We start from the raw sequence: 17,458 nt of genomic DNA, 5'->3' as shown, positions 1-17,458 counted from the left end.
CTTTGATTTGTATAACGGACCGGCCGATTCGGATTCCGCAAAAATCGAAATTGATTTAAGTAGTTTGAATATTCATTGACCTCTTCGTTTAACAAAGCATAATCTCGAATAGGTTCGAATTCTACATGAACGTTCTTCGCTCATTCGTTTTATTTCTTTGTTTTACGTTTTGCTCCTGCGATTGGATCCAACCCGTACCGTTTCCCAAAGCGGAAAAAGGAATTTTAGATCTGCAGGATTGGGACTTTGAAAAGAACGGACCGGCTCTTCTCGAAGGAGAATTCCGTTTTTTATGGAAAACCTTTTCTTCGGAATCGTGGCCGCAAAATTCTTCCTTTGCTTCCGTGCCGAAATCTTGGATCAAGCTTACGGACGAGGAAGGAAAGAATTTTCCTTCCTTGGGATATGCGACTTATTTTTTGAAAATCCGACTTCCGGATTCTCTCGTGAATCAGGAACTCGCATTGCAAGCCGATATTTCGGAAACCGCATACGAGGTGTATCTCGGTTCTCAAAAGTTAGGAAAGATCGGAGACATTGGAATCAGTTCGGAAACTTCCCGACCGGAATGGAACAAAAAGATTTTTTCCTTTTACAACACGGAAAAGGAACCGGTTTTGAAAATTCTAATATCCAATTTTCATCATGCACGGGGCGGGTTGACCGGAAAATTCTTTATCGGAAAGAGTTCGGCGATTCAATCGATCCGCGAAAAAAGATTAACGCTCGAAGTTTTCGTTTTCGGAAGTCTCGCGATCATGGGGCTCTATCATCTTACGCTGTTTCTTTTGAGACAGGATGAAAAATCGGTCCTATATTTCGGTATTCTTTGTCTGATCTATTGTTTTCGTTCCGCGAGTACGGGAGAAAATCTTATTCAGGTTTTGCTGCCCGGCCTGGACTATTCGATTCACTCTAAGTTCGTGTATCTTTCGTTTTATTTGGCGGTTCCCGTTTTTGCGGCTTTCTTTCGTTCCTTATTTCCGTCCGAGTTTAATTCGTATTTATATTACGGAATTCTAATTTTTGGAGGTTTGTCCGCCGCCATCGTTGCGATCACTTCTCCTTTGTTTTTTACGGCTACGATCGACGCGTATTATATCTTTACGTTTGCAGTGTTTTTTTACGGATTTTACATTCTGGTTGCGTCGATTCTCAAGAAAAAAAGCGGAGCGCTTCTCCTTCTGAGCGGGCTGCTCGTGTTCTTCGCGGTGTTTTTTCAGGACACTCTTTACAACAAAAGAATCATCAACACGGGTTATTTCTCTCCGATCGGGCTTTTGGCGATGGTTTTTTCGCAGGCGTATCTCCTTGCGAGTCGTTATTCGCAGGCATTCGGTGCGATCGTGGATCTGACAAAGTCGCTTAACAAAACGAATACTTCCTACGGTCTTTTCGTTCCGAGGGAATTTCTAAAAATTCTGAACGAACACAACTTTATCGATGTGAAACTCGGGGATGTCGCGGAAGAAGAGATGACGATTCTTTACAACGAAATTCGAACCGCGCAGTTTCTCGGGGATCAGTCTTCGGCAAAGGAGAATTTCGAGTTCATTAATTCGTATCTCGGAAAAGTCGGTCCTCTAATCCGGGATAAGAACGGTTTTATCGACAAGTATTTCGGGGACGCCTTTCTTTCCCTATTCTCCCAAAAAGCCGAAGACGCGTTGGAAAGCGCCGTAGGAATTCAAAATATATTAAAAGAAATTAATATGTATCGGATCGGAAAAGGAAAGGAAGCCGTGCGCGTGGGAACCGGACTGCACAAAGGACCGATTCTTCTCGGAACGATCGGAGAATCGGAACGTATGGAAGGCGCGGTGATTTCTCCTTCGGTTACGCTCGCGACGAGAGTCGGGCAACTTTGCCGTATGTTCGATTCTTCCATTTTGATTACGGATCACGTTTTATTCGGTTTGGAAAAACCGGAACAATATTCCATGCGCGTTCTGGATCGGATTCAATTGAAAGGCCACAACTCGGTCGTAACGATTTTAGAAGTTTTTAATGGACAATCGGATTCCGTTCTCAATCTTTTTATGGATACGAAAGAGGAGTTCGAACGGGGGATTTTCAATTTCAGACAAAGACATTTCGAAGAAGCCTGCGTTATTTTCAATCGGGTTTTGGAAAGAAACAAGTTGGATCAACCCGCCCGCTGGTATCTCGAAAAATCCATTCATTACTGCAGGGTCGGCTCTCCGAATAATTGGGACGGAATCACCGTCTTGGACGTCTAAATCGACGAACCCCTGCAAGTCGAATATTCAACTTGACCGAGTTAAAGAACGGATGAAAGAATCAAGAAAAGACTCCATGATTTCGTTCCACCTAATTCGAAGCCGTGTTTTCGTTTTCCTGCTTTTTTGTTTTTTATTCAATCGATGTGCCGCCGAATCGGAACGTCCTTTCGTTTCGGCTTCCTCCGGCGTGATCGATCTGAGTTCTTGGAATTTTGAAGAGCACGGTCCCGTTTCTTTGCAAGGAGATTGGACGTTTCGCTGGAACGAGTTCGCGGAACGATCGGAAGTAGAGCCGGAAAAAAACCGGCTTATGCCCGTTCCGAAGGCTTGGACTCGGATCAAAGACGCAGATGGAAAAAATTATCCCGGCACTGGAATCGCGACTTACTTTTTGAAAGTCATTCTTCCCGAAAATTATCCTATCGGCAGTTTGGCGATTTTGGCGGAAACCTCCGAAACCGCGTACGAGGTTTGGATCGACGCAACTAAAATCGGAGCGCACGGAGTTCTCGGAAAAACCGCGGACACTTCCACGCCGGAATGGAACGTAAAGATTCTTCCGTTTCAAGTTCAAAAGAAAGAATTTCAGATTCGAATTCCTATCTCCAATTATTATCACGCGAGAGGCGGTTTAACCGCGCGATTGATCCTCGGCAAAGAGGATCAGATCATTCGTTTGCGCGAACGAAGAATGACCGTGGACGTTTTTGTTTTAGGCTTTCTCATTGCGATGGCTTTGTATCATTTCACTCTTTATTTTTTAAGGAAGAAGGACGCGGCTCTTCTGTATTTCGGAGTTCTTTGTTTCGTGTTCTGTTTTCGGGAAATCACCACGGGGCAAAATTTGATTCAAGTGTTGTTTCCCGGCTTCCCGTATCTTCTTCATATGCGAATCGTATATCTGAGTTTCTATCTGATCCCTCCGATCACCACCGCGTTTTTGCGCGCTTTGTTCCCGGATGAAATGCGGAAAGAGATTCATTACGCGATCGTATTTGTCGCTTCGATTTTTTCTTTAATCGTAATTTCGCAGGACCCGGTCTTGTTCACAGGAACAATCGAATATTATTATGTTTTTACGTTCCTGTGTTTTGCGGTGGGTTTTTACGTTTTGGCGCTTGCATTGTTTCGGAAGAGGCCCGGAGCGATCGCGATCTTAATCGGAATGTCCGCGATCTTTCTCGCCTACAGTCAGGATATTTTTTACAATAAAAGAATCATCCCGACTTTTATTCTCGCGCCGTTCGGATTAATCGCGCTGATTTTTTCGGAAGCCTTTCTTCTCGCCAAAAGATATTCTTTGGCCTTCGATGCGGTGGAAGATATGTCCGAAAGTTTAAAAAAGGTGAATTCTTCCTATGGGCTTTTTGTTCCGAGAGAACTTTTAAAAATATTAAATAAACATGATATTTTTGACATTAAGCTAGGAGACATCGCCGAAGAGGAGATGAGTCTTCTCTACAACGAGATTCGGACCTTTTCCGATTTTTCCGAAAAGATGAGCGGAAAGGAGAATTTCGAATTCATCAATTCCTTTTTGGGAAAGGTGGGACCTGCGATCCGAGAACGGGACGGTTTTATCGACAAGTATTTCGGCGCAGGTTTTTTGGCGCTTTTTCCGCCTGCACCGGAAAAAGCCTTGGAAAGCGCGGTGGAAATTCAGCGCATTTTGAGAGAATTCAATCGGGAAAGAATCGCGAACGGAAAAGATCCCGTGCGTTCCGGAAGCGGAATTCATACCGGACCGATTTTACTCGGAACGATCGGAGAAGCGGAACGGATGGAAAGCACGGTCATATCTCCTTCTGTCAACGTCGTTTCTAAAATCGGACAATTATCGAGAATGTACGATTCATCTTTGTTGATTACGGACTCGACCTTATTTCGTTTAACGAATTCCTCCAAATATTATTACAGGGTTTTGGATCGGATTCAAATACGGGATCAAAGAAGCGTTTACACGGTTTTGGAAGTGTTCAACGGACTTCCCGAAAGTCTGATCGATTCCTATATGAATACGAGGGAGGAATTTGAACGGGGAATTCTTCTGTTTCGCGAAAAACATTTCGAAGAAGCCTGCGTCGTTTTCAACCGTATCTTGGAAAAAAACCGGGCAGATCAGGCCGCGAGAGTGTATCTCGAAAAGTCCGTCCACAACTGCAGATTCGGCGTTCCCGAAAATTGGCAGGGCGTCACTCTTTTAGGCGATTAAGCTCGATTCGATTTTGTAAATTTAGAATATTCTAATGTATGAATTTTGTTTCGAAGTTCGAAAGGAATTCTTCCTGGATTCCCGATTCGATCGCCCTCGGACTTCTGGATTCTCGGACAAGGGAAATCGCCTCTTCGGCTCGGAGTTTTTCTTTCCAGATCGTATAAGCGGCCGCGAGCGTTCCCGATCTTCCTAATCCGCCCACGCAATGAATGAGTAATTTTCCGTTTTGGGAAAGAGCTTGGTCCATCCATTGCAAAGTCGGAATCGCCTGATCGATCAAAGGAGCCATCTGGTCCAAGACCGGACAATGATATACGTTTAAGCCGTGCGTTTGATATTCTTTTCGTAAGTCCTTGACTCCGTATTCTAAAAATTCGTTTTCCGTTAAAAGACAGAGAATATGCGTGATTCCTTCCTTTCGAATGGTCGCAATATCGTTTTCCAAATTCCGATCGCGGTCCTTTCTTCCCGGAAGAATGGTAAGTCCGATTCGGGAAAGACTCGACTCCTTTCGATCTGATTTCAAGTAGTCGATGCGAAGAGTTTTGGATCGTTCGATATATTCTCGGATCGCGTCGATACAAAGACTTCCGTGATACAAGGCCCATTTCTTTTGCCATTCGTTCGATTCGTCGAAGGATAGCGTATGCATTGCGTAACGAAGCGCGCCCGTGTGGAGTTGATACGGATCTCTGTCCATTTGTATTAGAGAAGGATAATACGATCGAAGACGTGCGATGGCCGAATACGCCTTTGCGATCTTCGGATATCCGAAGGGTTGCCGGGGTTGAGACGGAATCGGAACTCCTAAATCCGGAATTTTCAAAAGTTCCTCGCTCAATCGAATCGCTTCTTTCCATTCGTCCGCGGTTTCTATTTTAGTGAAAATAAACAGAATGTCGTTTTCCAGTTTGATCAGGTCTTTTAGGATATGTCCTTTGTGCGTATGAAAGAAGTTGATCAGCCAAACGTTGTTTTGTGCGTCGAGAATAATGTTTGCACCGTTTAAATCCCCGTGAACATAAGAAGTATAATGAGCGACGGCGGAATATTCCTTCAGAGAAATCAAATCCTCTTCGTAAAATTTACAGACATTCGATATAAAAACGCCGGGTTCTATCTCCAAGGTCAAACCGTCGGCGGGTTTGCCGAGAATCGATTCGACGCGTTTGCGAACGCTCGAGGCGTATTTGGATTGAAAATCATAATATTCTAATAAATTTAATTTCTCCTGGGATGCGGCTTCGTAGAGTTTTCCGAGCTGCTTTAGGAAAACCGTATCCAAGATCGACTCGATTTCTCGGATATCTTCCGAGTTTTCGAACGTCTTTTGGAAAGTCCGCACATTTCCCTCGAGCATGGCCGCATAACGGTATTTAATCGCGCCTCTGCTTTCCAATTCGGCGAAGTCCACGATGGAAGGTGCGTTGTTACCGAGGACTTCCTCGATTCTTTCGAACGAAATTCTTTCCTTGGCGATCAAATCCCTCGGTCCGATTTTGATCACCGAAGGAACTTGGTTGTGTCCGATATGATCCATCGATTTGGATTTTAATACGACATTCCCCGAAAAACCTCCGTCCAGGCATCGAAACTCCACGTCTTTGCAATCGCGGAAAAGATACAGAAGAAGTTTTTCGTCCGTGTTGCCCACCTTATATCCGTCTTCGTATCGAAAATGATCCGATGAAATTCTGGAATGTGTGATTCTTTTTTCGAGATTGGGAACGGTTCCGCTCAGAAAGGAAGTGAAGGCGCCGATGGAAGGAAATATTTTTACTCCCAGAATTTCCTTCATCTGATCCAGCGCGATAAAGTGCATTCCGATGGAAGAAGACGCAGTGAGTGCGGGACAAATCGCGATTTCCCATTCGGGATATCGGGTTCGAATATCGTATGCAAGAAATTGCACCTTTGCTTCGGTCCAAACTCCCGAGATTCCCACTTTGATTGAATGTCCCTTTAACGGCGCGAGAATTTTTTCCAAGGTCGTATCCACGAAGTCGTTTAATCCGGATGCGTTTACGATGTGATGACGATCGTTTTCGTTTTGAATCCAAGGTTCGAATACGAACTCGGCGCCTTTGGTTTTTTTGATACAATGAGATCCGAATTGTGCGAGATGTTCTTTTTGGGACGGATCGGAAAGATCGTGCCAATCCCGAATATGAATGATCCAAAGATCCTGCGGATCGACGGAATAAGCCCATTCAATTAAGGAATGAATCGGTCCGTATTCGGTCATTTCTCCCAGAAGACGCTTCGCTTCCAGATATCCAACGTGAAGTGCGTTGGGGAGCGGATCGTATTTTTCTATTAAAGCGGTGAAGTCGTTTTGAAGGCACTGTGTGAAAAGAATCGCTTTCGGTGGATGCATATCGATCGGGATGGAAAGAATATCGATCCGATCGGAAAAATCAATTGGTTTATGAAAATAGAATAATATTAAAATTATCGCGCATATTTGTTAAATTCGATTATTTTAATCCATTTGTTAGGTAAAAAACTTTTTTTTGTCATTTTGTCTAAATTCTAAGCAATAATCGATTGACTGAAGATTCGATCTCATTAAATTACATTTTCCGAATGGTGGCTCTTGCATGAAAAGATTCGTTTTGTTTTTAACCGTAACCTCCGTTTTGTACGCGGGCGCCGTGTTTTATTTTTCGGATCAAATCATCCATTTTAAGAAAAAGACATTAGAAGAAGATAAACAAGAGCAGAACATCACATCGCTCGCTAAATTCGGATTAGACGATCATCCTCTCGAAGTCACGATTCCGTTGAATCAGGTTACTATCAAAGCTTGGCTATTCGAGCCGAAGAATAAAAAACGATGCGGTTCCGTTATCACGCACGGTTATACCGTAACTCGTTATGCGGTCTTAAAATACGCCCAGTTTTTTTATCGTTTGGGCTGTTCTTCTTTGGTTTACGATGTTCGGTATCACGGTCTTAGTACGGGGGATTCGTCCACATACGGTTATTATGAGAAGGACGATCTGCTCGAAATCATTCAATGGTTTAAGAATCGGACAGGGCTTAAATCTTCAGAGATTGCGATTGCCGGTCAATCTATGGGGGCGTCGATCTCCTTGCTCGCCTTGGCAAAATCAGGCGAACGATTTTCCTTTCTGCTCGCCGATTCACCTTACAGTAAGGCCACCGTAGTTTTTCGGGAACGTGCGATCGTAAAGTATTCTTCCTTAATCTTAACGATGTTGCCTTCCGCGATTTGGCTTGCCAGTGTTCGATCCGGCGCCGATTTAAAGGATTCTTCTCCCGAACACTTTGCCGAAGATATCAAAACTCCTACGTTGCTCATGCATTCCGCCGCGGACATTGCGACTCTACCTTCCCATTCAGAGAGGATTTTTTCCAAACTAGCCGTGCAGGAAAAGGAAATCCACCTAACAACGTGGAATGCGAAACACAGCGAAAATTGGAACAGAAATCCGAAGGCATACGAGGATATCATTCGAGCTTTCATCGCTCGATATCGAATCGCTCCGTTCTACAATCTCATTCCCCGTCAAGGATTCTGATCAATTCCGTTATTTTTTCCGTTTTCGGACTGATAGTTGTCGATGAATCGTTTTATGATTTCATAATCCAAAACTTTTTGAACGATTCCCGATTGTATGATCCCTTTTTGCGTCTGTTTTATCATCTGATGCGAGTTATCCAAGAACTTAGCGTATTCGATGTAGGTTTTATAGATCGGCGATAAGATTTTGTATCCCATCGTTTTCGGAAGCGCTCCTTGCCCGTCGAGATATTTCGACATATCGCGATAGAGTTCGTTCCAGCGCATCGGGTCCAATTTCAAACCTCCGTAGGTTCCCACTCTGCGATGTACGATGATTACATCCAAAACCAACTCCCTAGTTTTGTGAAGCGTATATTTGATTCCCGTTTTTTCGAAACCCAAAGGTTCATAGACTTTCCAAAGATACGGATCGGAAGCCGCCACGATATAGGATTTGTTGGTGGTTATAAGAACGTGAAAAATCCGCTCGAATATTCCCATAAGAATATCGCTTTTGCGATAATCGTGATGCATGCATAGACCGACGACTTCGATCATATCTTTCGGATTCGGAAGCTTTTTGAATTCCTCCGGTTTGATATGTCTTTGCAGTTCGAACGGAATGTCCTCTCCGTTTGCGAAGAATACGTTCGCGCTTCCGATCAAGCGATTGTGGTGCCATGCGGTTATGATTCTGCAATTCGGATCATACCAATGAGAAACGTCGCTAAGATCGGCTTCCTTGCTCAGTTTTTTCACGGCTGAATATGCAAGTTTTCTTAACTTCAAAACTTCCACGTATTCCTGCTGCGATTTGACGAAACGGTACGTCATGATGTTCTTAATGTTCGCAGTGTTGAATCCGAGTTTACGCAAAGCGAACGGACCGATGTCGATCAGACGCAAAAAGTAACGTACGATCGCCTTTTCGGTGTTCTCCGAAAGAAAATCGATGTTTGCGAGAAAACTGATTCCTCCGGGAATCGGGCGCACCGATTCGACTTTTGCATGGATCGGTTCGTTGCCCGAAAATAGATTGAGGCTGAACACGATTTCCATAGAGGGAAAGATCGCAAGGGATTGATCGTAGTTTTCGATCAGGAATAGTTTTTTGGAAATTCTTTTAACTTTGATAAGCGAAGTTTGGTCGTACAAAAACGGATGATCCATTAACCCGAACAAAGGAATTTGATCGGAAATTTCCATCAACGCGTCGAATTTATCCGTGAATATATCTTCCGATCCCAAAATCCGATGCAGGCCTACTCGAAGCGGCTGGTCCGGTGCGTGCGATTTGTTGGCAACTCTGCAAACGAAGCTGTAGGGATTCGCGTCTTTCGGCGAAAGTCTGAAATCCACTTGGATCGAAATGTTTTCCTGAAACTCTTCGTTTAACAAACTCGGATTCTTATCCAAACTTTCGATTCCGAGACCTAAGGAGGAATAATCCAAGACGCGGAACTCTCTCGGTTCCTTCCAGTTCGGGTGAGAGGCGAATAAGAGAATATCTCCGCCCATGCGAACGTCGATCCGGCCGTGTTCCCTTCTTTCCGAAGCGGGGGCGTATTGTTTTACTTTTTTAATATTCGAAACTAAGGTTTCTTCACTGTTCACTGTGGTTTCCGTTATTCTCATAATATTTTGCCTCGTTGATCAGCATCGTTGCGCGGCTTACGTCGCCCGCAGTCTGGTAGATCTCCGATAAATGAATCAGATTTTGTTTATGTTCCGGATTTCGAAGTCTGAGTCTTTCTCCGAAGTCGGTCGCGTTTTTTATGTTTCCCGAATTTTTATAACATTTGGAAAGAATGAAGAGGCAATCCGAATCCTCGGGCGACGTATTGCTGTAGTGCAATGCGATTTCCGCCGCTTTCTGATATTGCTTTTTTTGAATATAGGCGTTGGTAAGCAGCTTGAGAATTTTTCTGCTTCTACGATAGATCGGATCTTTAGCGAGTATGGATTCGAGGAGGGGAATCGTGTCGTCGTAATTCTTCTGTTTGAATTCTTGACGGGCCTTCGTATAAGTTTTGTTGACCTCTTCGGATTCCGCAGGCTCTATCATTCCGGCTAATTTGTATTCCACCCGGATCAGGGAAATATCGTCCGTAACTTCTCCCATTCGTTTGATTTCGCGGACGATTTCCTGAAGGTTTCCGTTTCCTCTTTCAACACAGCGTAAAAAGAGTTCTTCGTTTTCGTTCATGTTGCTTCCGCTTTCGTCGGCGATGAGAATATCGTCTCTTCCGTCCGAACCGATCAATAGAACGTCGTTCGGTTGAAATTGGAACGTATTGATATGAAGGCTCGTTTCCATGTTGATCGGCATTCCGAGTTTTCGATAAAAGAATCGATGCGGTAGAAAATTCGCGACACCGTCGCGATAATAGGCGGGAAAGGGATGTTCCGCATTCATGTAATAGAGAAGACCGGATTCTTCGTCTAAGAGACAAACGAATACGGATACGAGCATCGTGCCGTCAAAACTCGTGAATATATTATGAAGTTCTATAAAAGTATTCTTTAACCAACGTTCCGGAAACAGGTTCATGACGTCGAAGGAATTTCTCGAACGTTCCAAGATCGCTTCGAATACCGAACCGAGTACTAAGGCTCCCCCGGCTCCCTGCATGGATTTTCCCATCGCGTCTCCGTTGAGAATGACGGAATAACTTTTTCCTTTGAGAGTGATTTTGCTCGAAACGCAAAGATCCCCTCCGATCTCCGAAGCCCAACGTTTGAATTGAAATTTCTTTTTCTGTTCGGTTAAGAATTCGACGAATACGTTTTCGGACGAGGATTTGTTCTGACCCAAGGGTTGAATCAAAAGGGAAGTTAGATAATAATCAGCGTCCTGTTTGGTTTTGAGTTCCTGAACTTTTTCCAAACTCTGTTGAAGTTCGTGAGTTCTCTCGACCACTTTTTCTTCCAGTGTTTCCGCATAGTCCTTGAGTTTTTCCTGAGCGGAACGAATCGATTCGACCATGTGGTTGAAGGATCTTGATAAGAATCCGATTTCATCCTCCGCTTGAACGGGAACAGAAACCTCGTATTGACCTTCGTTCACTTCTTTGACTCCGCTCAACAGGGACATCAAAGGACGAATCAATCCTCCGTGAAATAGATAAGGAAACAGTAATAGGATCAGCAAAGCGGTAAAGACGATCAGAGTCGCCATCTTGACGACGATCGATCCGACCATTTCCATATAAGAAGAATAGGGATAGGCCACTTCGTAAATGGAATCTCCGTTTTTGAATAAATAACGAACGAGAAGAATCGTTTCTCCGTTCGCTAACTTAAGCGAACGATACATCCGATTGGAAACCGAAACGGACGCGTTTTCGTCGAGACCGTAGTAATCCTTCCATTCGTTTTTGGAGGATAAAACCTTCTTTTGAAAGCGATTGATATACTTTCCCATTTCAGCGGCTTCGCTTTGAAACAAAAGTTTCGATTGAACCGCATTCAATTTTTTGTGTTCCACCTTAAAGCTTGCGGCGAATAAGCCGTCGCTTTTCGGGCGCGATGACACGTATAATACGTTTTCCGGAACTACGGTTTTATCCAATTTACCGATGTTCTTGATGATCGTTTCGATCTCTATATTTCTTGCTTCGTCAAAATAGGTTTCGTTGATTCGGAACGTGATTCTCGAAACGATGCTGAGAATCGTTAAGGTCGTAACCAAAGTTACTCCGACGATCTTCACCATAAAGGAGGAAGGCTGCGGAGAATTGTTGAGATAGATTACCGTATAGATAAAGAGCTGAATGCTGGTTGCCGAAGTCAGAATCAACTGGAAATCGGCGAAGGAAATTTTGTTCGCCGCGTATAAAACATACACCGCGGAAAAGCAAGTATGAAGAATGACCGCGTAACCGAAAGAGCGGAGCATCCTCGCGTTCGAAGATAAAAGATGAAAGAACCGGTTATCCGGGTTGTTTTCCCTTCTTCGAAGTTCCCTTTCTTCTCCGATCGTTTTACGGACGATGATCGTAAGAATCCATAGGAAAGTCAGAAAGTGAATTAGCCCCATCGGAGCCGTCGATTGCGGCGTCTGAAATTCGAACAACTGCGTATCGTAGTTGTAGAATACTTCAGAATTAAGATTTTGTAATATATAATACGCGTAACCGTAGATTCCCAATCCGGCTACAATGAAAAAGGAAATATAAGATTCCTTTTTGTTGCGGTTCTTAGGAAAGGAATAGATAAAAGAAAGTAGCGCTAAGTTGGAAAAGCAGGTATAAAGTGCGATGACAAAGCTCGCAGGTTTCGCGATGTCCGGCGTAAATACCGAAGTTCTCAATACGAATCCGACGTTTAGAAGCAGTGCAAAAAAGAAATAACCGACTAAAATCCAAGTTTGCTTGGACTTCCCCTTTAAACTCAAAAGATAAACCAATAGGAATGTGGAAAAGATCGTTCCGGATATATAGCCGATCGAGTAATAATTGAGCTGGAGAAAATTCGTCATTGTTGTCCCTTTTCGAATCGAAGGCGTGAAAAATTCTGAAGGGATATTAAATGGAGTTGAAATAATTGAGTCAAACTGTAAATTTATTTCCTCGTTGAAATTTGATTATTATAGAACGAGCGAAATGGAAAGGAGAGTCGCGTTTATTTACAGTTAGATTATAAGTACATTAGAGTATTCCGTTATCGGACATTCGAATATAGTAAAAGAGAATATTCTAATTTTAATGCAACGCAAAAAATAAACGATCGTAGATCTAAATTTAAGAAGGTGAAAAATGAGCGGATATGTGGGAAAGGATTATATTAAACAGGAATATTTGAATATTCTACAGAGCGGAAAGTTAACGGAATCCGAAATTGAATCGTTCCTTCAAAGAAAACCTATCGGTGAAGATGTAATCATTCAGGCTTCCAGCGGAAGCACTTCCGAACCGTTGTTAATCCCTCGTTCCAAAGCCGACGTCGCCGACATCGCAAAGCGGGTTATTCGGCCTTATGTCGAATTCTATCAATCCTATCCGGAACGGATCGCGTTATTCGGCGGGATCTCGCATACCGAGGCCGCCGTAAAACTGCAGATGGGAGCGATTTCCATGCGATCCTTTCAATTGGACGAAGTCGATCAGTTGGACGGTTTCGATCCTCACGTGATCTCCTGTTATCCGAGCGTAGTTCGCGAATTGATCGACGATTCTTCGGTTTCCCTTTCCAATCTCAAAGCGATCAAGTTAGGCGGGGAAAGAATTTATTTATCCGATATTAAGAAAATCTTTCAGAGGTTTCCGGGGATTTTTCTCATCGAACAATACGGTTCTACGGAGATGCCCGCCGTTGCACTGCGTACGTTTACGAGCGCAGAAGACGAATCCGTCTACGTTTTACAGAAAGAGCGGTTTTCGTTTCAAATTCCTCTGGAATCGGACGGCTGGCATCCGTTGATCGTTCAGGATAATTTTCCGGATCTTTTGTTTCCGATCGGTAAGTTCTATGATATGGGGGACGACGTATTTTGCAAATCGGGTAAGATCGTGGACGTTAGAAGGAGAGGGGATCGGTCCTTCGACTTCAGAGACGAGGTGGAACAACTTTTGAATCTCGGTTTGACCAACGTGCAGATCAGCACGGAACAGGCTCGGGTTTTTTATTCGGGCGATTCCGCGAACATCGGTTCTTACTCGATTAAGGGAAAAACGTATTCTCTTTTGAAACAAAAGCTGAATCGGATTCATCCTTCCAATAAGCTGCCCGTTTTGGTTTGAAAACGGACCCGAAATATTTTACTTTTCGAGCATTCAGTGAGGCTTAATCGTTCCGCGAGCGATCGAAGCGTGGTCAATAAATTGAGTTATTTTGAATTCATTTTTCAATTTATTGACCGGAGCTGAGAGCGCGGTCCGTCGTAAGACGGACGCGGCCGAATTCCCCCCTTAAAATAAAAAACCCCGAAAGCGAATCGCCCCCGGGGTTTGAAATCGAATCGGAAAAAGAAATTATTTCTTTCCTAATCCGGGTTTTTCGGCTCCGACCAGGATGGACATGTTTCCAGCCGGGTGTTTGTTTTCCTTCATCAATTGGTGAGAGTGTGCAGTCTCGTTCCATGTGAAGGTTTTAGAAAGACAAGGATCTACTTTTTTGTCGATGACCAAGTCGTTCAGACCTTTTGAGTTTTCGTCGTTCGCAAAGTGAGAACCTTGGAGACGTTTTTGTCTCATCCAAAGATAACGCAAGTCGACGGTCGCGTTGTATCCCGTGGTTCCCGCGCAGATCACTACCATACCGCCCGTTTCGCAAACGAACATGGAAGTAGGAATGGTGGTTTCACCCGGATGTTCGAACACGATCTTCGGGTTATTTCCTTTTCCTGCGATGTCCCAGATCGCCTTTCCGAATTCGCGAGCGGCCTTCGTCCATTCTACGAATTTTTCCGTCTTGTTGATTTCGGAGGTAAGGGCTCCCCAGTGGTTGAACTTCTTACGATTGATTACGCCTGCCGCGCCGAGTTTCATACAGAAGTCGATTTTATCGTCTTCGGAAACGACTGCGATCGGGATTCCGCCTGCGGCTTTTACGATCTGAATCGCCATTGCGCCCAGTCCGCCCGCACCTCCCCAGATCAGAACCACGTCGCCTTTTTGTACGTCGTTCGGTTTCCAGTGGTGGAGCATTCTATATGCGGTAGCTCCTACGAGCATATAGGCGGCGGCTTCTTCCCAAGTCAGATGTTTCGGCTTTGGAAGGCACTGATGATCTTGAACCTTGCAGAACTGTGCAAAGGATCCCCAGTTGGTTTCGTAAGCCCAGATCAACTGAGAAGGGGCAAACATAGGATCTTTTCCCGCTTTGACCCAAGGATCGTTTTTATCCCAAATTCCGCAGTGAAGAACGACTTCGTCACCGACTTTTACGTTCTTAACTTCGGAACCGACTTTGTAAACGATCCCGGATGCATCGGACCCGCCGATATGGAACTTTTCCGGTTCGCCTTTTTTGTTTCTTGCGGCGATAACATCTACGGGAAATCCGAGAGCGGCCCAAACATTGTTATAATTTACACCGGCTGCCATTACCGCGACGAGAACCTCGTCCGGAGCTATTTCTGGAACATCGATGAGTTCTTCCTGAATTGCTTTGATCGGATCGCCGTAGCGCTCGGGACGAACGACCTGCGCATACATTTTTTTAGGAACCTGTCCCAAGGGTGGGAGGGTTCCGATTGGTACGGATTCAATTTGGCTCATGTGCACAGATTTCTGAACTTTGGTATTTGATCTACACCAATTTTAGGGGGAGTTCCTACGTTTTTAGGGAGAATCGGCCCGTTTTTGAAGGAGTTCTGACGGCTTCGGAAGGGGAATTATCCCTTAAGTTATGAAACGTTGGAGTTCCTACAGTCGCGGGAAGAACGGAATTTCTTCGTGCGACAAAAATGTAAGAGTTCCCACAAAAAAGGCCCCTCCGGAATCACCGAAAGGGCCTTTTCCGCTAACCCAGGAGTCAAAACTTACTTTTTCAAATGAGAACGGTCGAATTCCCGATTCGGGGAATGTTTCTTTTCCAATTGGCCGTTTGTGTTGTATTCCTTCAGGGTTCTCTGGACAAAACCCCCCAGGTGAGAATCGGTTTTGAATTTTCCTAAAAAGGACTCAACCTTCGAAGATTGGCCTCTTTGTGAAATCGCGTAGCTACGGATCGCGAATTTACGGACGGAATCATGTTCGTCGTTGGCGGAGATTTTCGATTCCAAGAACTGCGCGTTTGACTCCGAGGAATAAAACTGAAGCAGATTCAAAGCTCTTGTGCGGATATAAACCCTGGTTCCCGGTTCCTGAATCACCGCGATCAAATAGGGAGAAGGGTCCGACGCGTAGGATTCGAGTTCCGTTTTAAGTTCGTTCAGGTCTTCCTGATGTCTCGTAACGGAAAGGGCGCGTTTGATATTGGAAAGTTTTTGTTGGTCCAGATTCTCCGCAAAAACCGGAACGGAAAGAATCAAAATCGAAAGAATAAGGTAGATTAAGCGTTTCATAATTTAGAATTTCCTAATTGAGTTTAGTAAACGAGGGGGTTCATTCTTAAAACCCAACCCTGTTCTCCGGTGAGCTGCGTTTGTTGAGTCACGCCGTCTCCTGCCCAGAACATTAGATTCAAAGCGCCCGAGTCGAAAAAACCGGTGCCGCTGCATTCCGAAATGTCCACGACTCCGTTTCCGTTCGTGTTTCGGGTGGAAGTGCAAAGAGGAGTTTCGATCAGAGGATCCATCGTTCGGTTCGGATAAGTCGACCCGCTTTGACCTGCGCGTTCCACCGTATGAAACAATCCGAGAAAATGACCGGCCTCATGAGCCATCGTATCGCCGAGAAAACTTTGGTCCGTGGCGCTGAGAATGGAACCCACCGTCCCCGAAGAACGATGCGGTTCGATAAACACGATCATCCCGGATTGAGGCGTTCCTTTGAGACCGACGCTGCCCGGAACGCCGCCGGAAATACCGAGAACCCCGCCGACTTCGGTTTCATCTCTTGCGATAAAAAGATTTAAAGCCGTATCCGATTGAATGGAAGAAGTGGATACGAATAGTTTTCCCAAACTTCCGGCGACCGAATAAAAATCCGTGGAAAGAGAAGAAAGGGAAAGAAATTCCGAAGAATCCAATTCCGTGACCGTGAATTGAATGTCGATTTTCACCGAGTTTTGAGAATAGATCGATTTCCATCGATCCAAAGCGGTTTGTAAACCCGCTTCCGTCGGATTCGGATAAGCACGGTTGATTCCGTCTTTGATAAAGATCAGATTCACATTCAATTTTCTGCGATTGGTCCAAACCTTGCTCAACCCGTTTGTGTTCGAAGAACCTCCGCCTGTGGAAAAGAATTGTTCATCAGAGTCCAACTTTCTACAGTTCGTAACGATCGAAGCACTCGCGTTTGTCGTGGCCGGATTGACCGGAAAATTAAAGTCCACCGCGTTGAGTTGTCCCGAGGAGGAGCTGTTGCTTACATACTTATTCGCATAATAAAAACCGTTGGAGCCGTACGGAGCCATCGAAGCGACCGTAAACACGTTCCAAGGTTCTCTATTTAAGAAATTGTTACCGGAAGAATCATAAAAGGTCGGAAGTACGGGACGATAATCCGTATTCGGATCGTTGAAAGAATGATCCTGTTTCGCATAAAAAATCGAAGAAGGTTTCGATGGAGATAATATGAACGTTTTTGCGCTCGAGTAATAGTAGGGAAGTCCGCTGAAGGTCCAAGCAGTTCCGCTGGAAATCGTAAACGAATTCTTTTCCATACAGGGAGCTGCAGCCGGTGTGTTCGGTTTGTTGCTGCCTGAATTGGAGGTTCCATTACCCATAACCAAGAAAAGAAGGGAGGACATATCCGAACCGCCACCGCCTCCGGGGCAATTTACGAATGAAACACCGATTAAGAATGAGAGGAGAAACTTTTTAAAATTCTTTTTCATATAGGGAACCTTTGTCTATTCCTA

10 protein-coding genes are annotated in these 17,458 nt (G+C 44.5%); 4 read left to right on the top strand and 6 right to left on the bottom strand.

Going from position 1 to position 17,458, the window contains the following annotated elements; translation table 11 throughout:
* Window positions 1-125 precede the first annotated feature (125 nt).
* Window positions 126-2,240: an adenylate/guanylate cyclase domain-containing protein gene (locus DLM76_RS03375; RefSeq protein WP_118964349.1), complete on the top strand. Its 2,115-nt coding sequence runs from the start codon at window positions 126-128 to the stop codon at window positions 2,238-2,240.
* Between the two features lie 76 nt (window positions 2,241-2,316).
* Complete coding sequence (locus tag DLM76_RS03370; RefSeq protein ID WP_118964552.1) at window positions 2,317-4,455, top strand: adenylate/guanylate cyclase domain-containing protein; 2,139 nt, start codon at window positions 2,317-2,319, stop codon at window positions 4,453-4,455.
* Window positions 4,456-4,486: 31 nt separating this feature from the next.
* Here DLM76_RS03370 and DLM76_RS03365 read toward each other — a convergent pair whose 3' ends face one another.
* Window positions 4,487-6,835, bottom strand: a complete 2,349-nt coding sequence (locus tag DLM76_RS03365) for a phosphatase domain-containing putative toxin (RefSeq protein ID WP_118964348.1) — start codon at window positions 6,833-6,835, stop codon at window positions 4,487-4,489.
* A gap of 223 nt (window positions 6,836-7,058) precedes the next feature.
* Here DLM76_RS03365 and DLM76_RS03360 point away from each other — a divergent pair, with 223 nt between their 5' ends.
* Window positions 7,059-8,003, top strand: a complete 945-nt coding sequence (locus DLM76_RS03360) for an alpha/beta hydrolase (RefSeq protein ID WP_118954962.1) — start codon at window positions 7,059-7,061, stop codon at window positions 8,001-8,003.
* Here the strand turns inward: DLM76_RS03360 and DLM76_RS03355 are convergent.
* Both DLM76_RS03355 and DLM76_RS03350 read right to left on the bottom strand, forming a co-directional pair.
* Window positions 7,991-9,601, bottom strand: a complete 1,611-nt coding sequence (locus DLM76_RS03355) for an N-acyl amino acid synthase FeeM domain-containing protein (protein ID WP_118954963.1) — start codon at window positions 9,599-9,601, stop codon at window positions 7,991-7,993. The two genes, DLM76_RS03360 and DLM76_RS03355, sit on opposite strands and share 13 nt — an antisense overlap.
* Window positions 9,591-12,467: a SpoIIE family protein phosphatase gene (locus DLM76_RS03350; RefSeq protein ID WP_118954964.1), complete on the bottom strand. Its 2,877-nt coding sequence runs from the start codon at window positions 12,465-12,467 to the stop codon at window positions 9,591-9,593. Before DLM76_RS03350 ends, DLM76_RS03355 begins: the two co-directional genes overlap by 11 nt.
* Window positions 12,468-12,744: 277 nt before the next feature.
* Here DLM76_RS03350 and DLM76_RS03345 point away from each other — a divergent pair, with 277 nt between their 5' ends.
* Window positions 12,745-13,728: a phenylacetate--CoA ligase family protein gene (locus DLM76_RS03345; RefSeq protein WP_118964347.1), complete on the top strand. Its 984-nt coding sequence runs from the start codon at window positions 12,745-12,747 to the stop codon at window positions 13,726-13,728.
* 231 nt (window positions 13,729-13,959) lie between these two features.
* On the opposite strand, the gene ccrA is transcribed toward DLM76_RS03345, so the two are convergent.
* The 3 genes from ccrA to DLM76_RS03330 all read right to left on the bottom strand — a co-directional run bounded on the left by ccrA (window position 13,960) and on the right by DLM76_RS03330 (window position 17,347).
* A complete protein-coding gene (ccrA, locus tag DLM76_RS03340) occupies window positions 13,960-15,207 on the bottom strand; it encodes a crotonyl-CoA carboxylase/reductase (protein ID WP_118964346.1) in 1,248 nt (415 codons plus the stop codon).
* A gap of 263 nt (window positions 15,208-15,470) precedes the next feature.
* On the bottom strand, window positions 15,471-15,995 hold the full coding sequence (locus DLM76_RS03335) for a hypothetical protein (protein ID WP_118964345.1): 525 nt from the start codon (window positions 15,993-15,995) through the stop codon (window positions 15,471-15,473).
* 23 nt (window positions 15,996-16,018) lie between these two features.
* On the bottom strand, window positions 16,019-17,347 hold the full coding sequence (locus DLM76_RS03330) for a M43 family zinc metalloprotease (RefSeq protein ID WP_158586364.1): 1,329 nt from the start codon (window positions 17,345-17,347) through the stop codon (window positions 16,019-16,021).
* Window positions 17,348-17,458: the final 111 nt, after the last annotated feature.

Origin of the sequence: Leptospira yasudae, assembly GCF_003545925.1 — a bacterium.
Taxonomy (GTDB): Bacteria; Spirochaetota; Leptospiria; order Leptospirales; family Leptospiraceae; genus Leptospira; species Leptospira yasudae.
Note: the sequence above shows the minus strand (reverse complement) of the source record. Positions and strands in the feature narration are given on the sequence as shown.

Excerpts from the sequence above, each read along its gene's own strand:
- DLM76_RS03365 (WP_118964348.1), bottom strand. The coding sequence starts at position 6,835 with ATGCATCCACCGAAAGCGATTCTTTTCACACAGTGCCTTCAAAACGAC.
- DLM76_RS03360 (WP_118954962.1), top strand. The coding sequence starts at position 7,059 with ATGAAAAGATTCGTTTTGTTTTTAACCGTAACCTCCGTTTTGTACGCG.
- DLM76_RS03330 (WP_158586364.1), bottom strand. The coding sequence starts at position 17,347 with ATGTCCTCCCTTCTTTTCTTGGTTATGGGTAATGGAACCTCCAATTCA.
- DLM76_RS03335 (WP_118964345.1), bottom strand. The coding sequence starts at position 15,995 with ATGAAACGCTTAATCTACCTTATTCTTTCGATTTTGATTCTTTCCGTT.
- ccrA (WP_118964346.1), bottom strand. The coding sequence starts at position 15,207 with ATGAGCCAAATTGAATCCGTACCAATCGGAACCCTCCCACCCTTGGGA.
- DLM76_RS03370 (WP_118964552.1), top strand. The coding sequence starts at position 2,317 with ATGATTTCGTTCCACCTAATTCGAAGCCGTGTTTTCGTTTTCCTGCTT.
- DLM76_RS03345 (WP_118964347.1), top strand. The coding sequence starts at position 12,745 with ATGAGCGGATATGTGGGAAAGGATTATATTAAACAGGAATATTTGAAT.
- DLM76_RS03375 (WP_118964349.1), top strand. The coding sequence starts at position 126 with ATGAACGTTCTTCGCTCATTCGTTTTATTTCTTTGTTTTACGTTTTGC.
- DLM76_RS03350 (WP_118954964.1), bottom strand. The coding sequence starts at position 12,467 with ATGACGAATTTTCTCCAGCTCAATTATTACTCGATCGGCTATATATCC.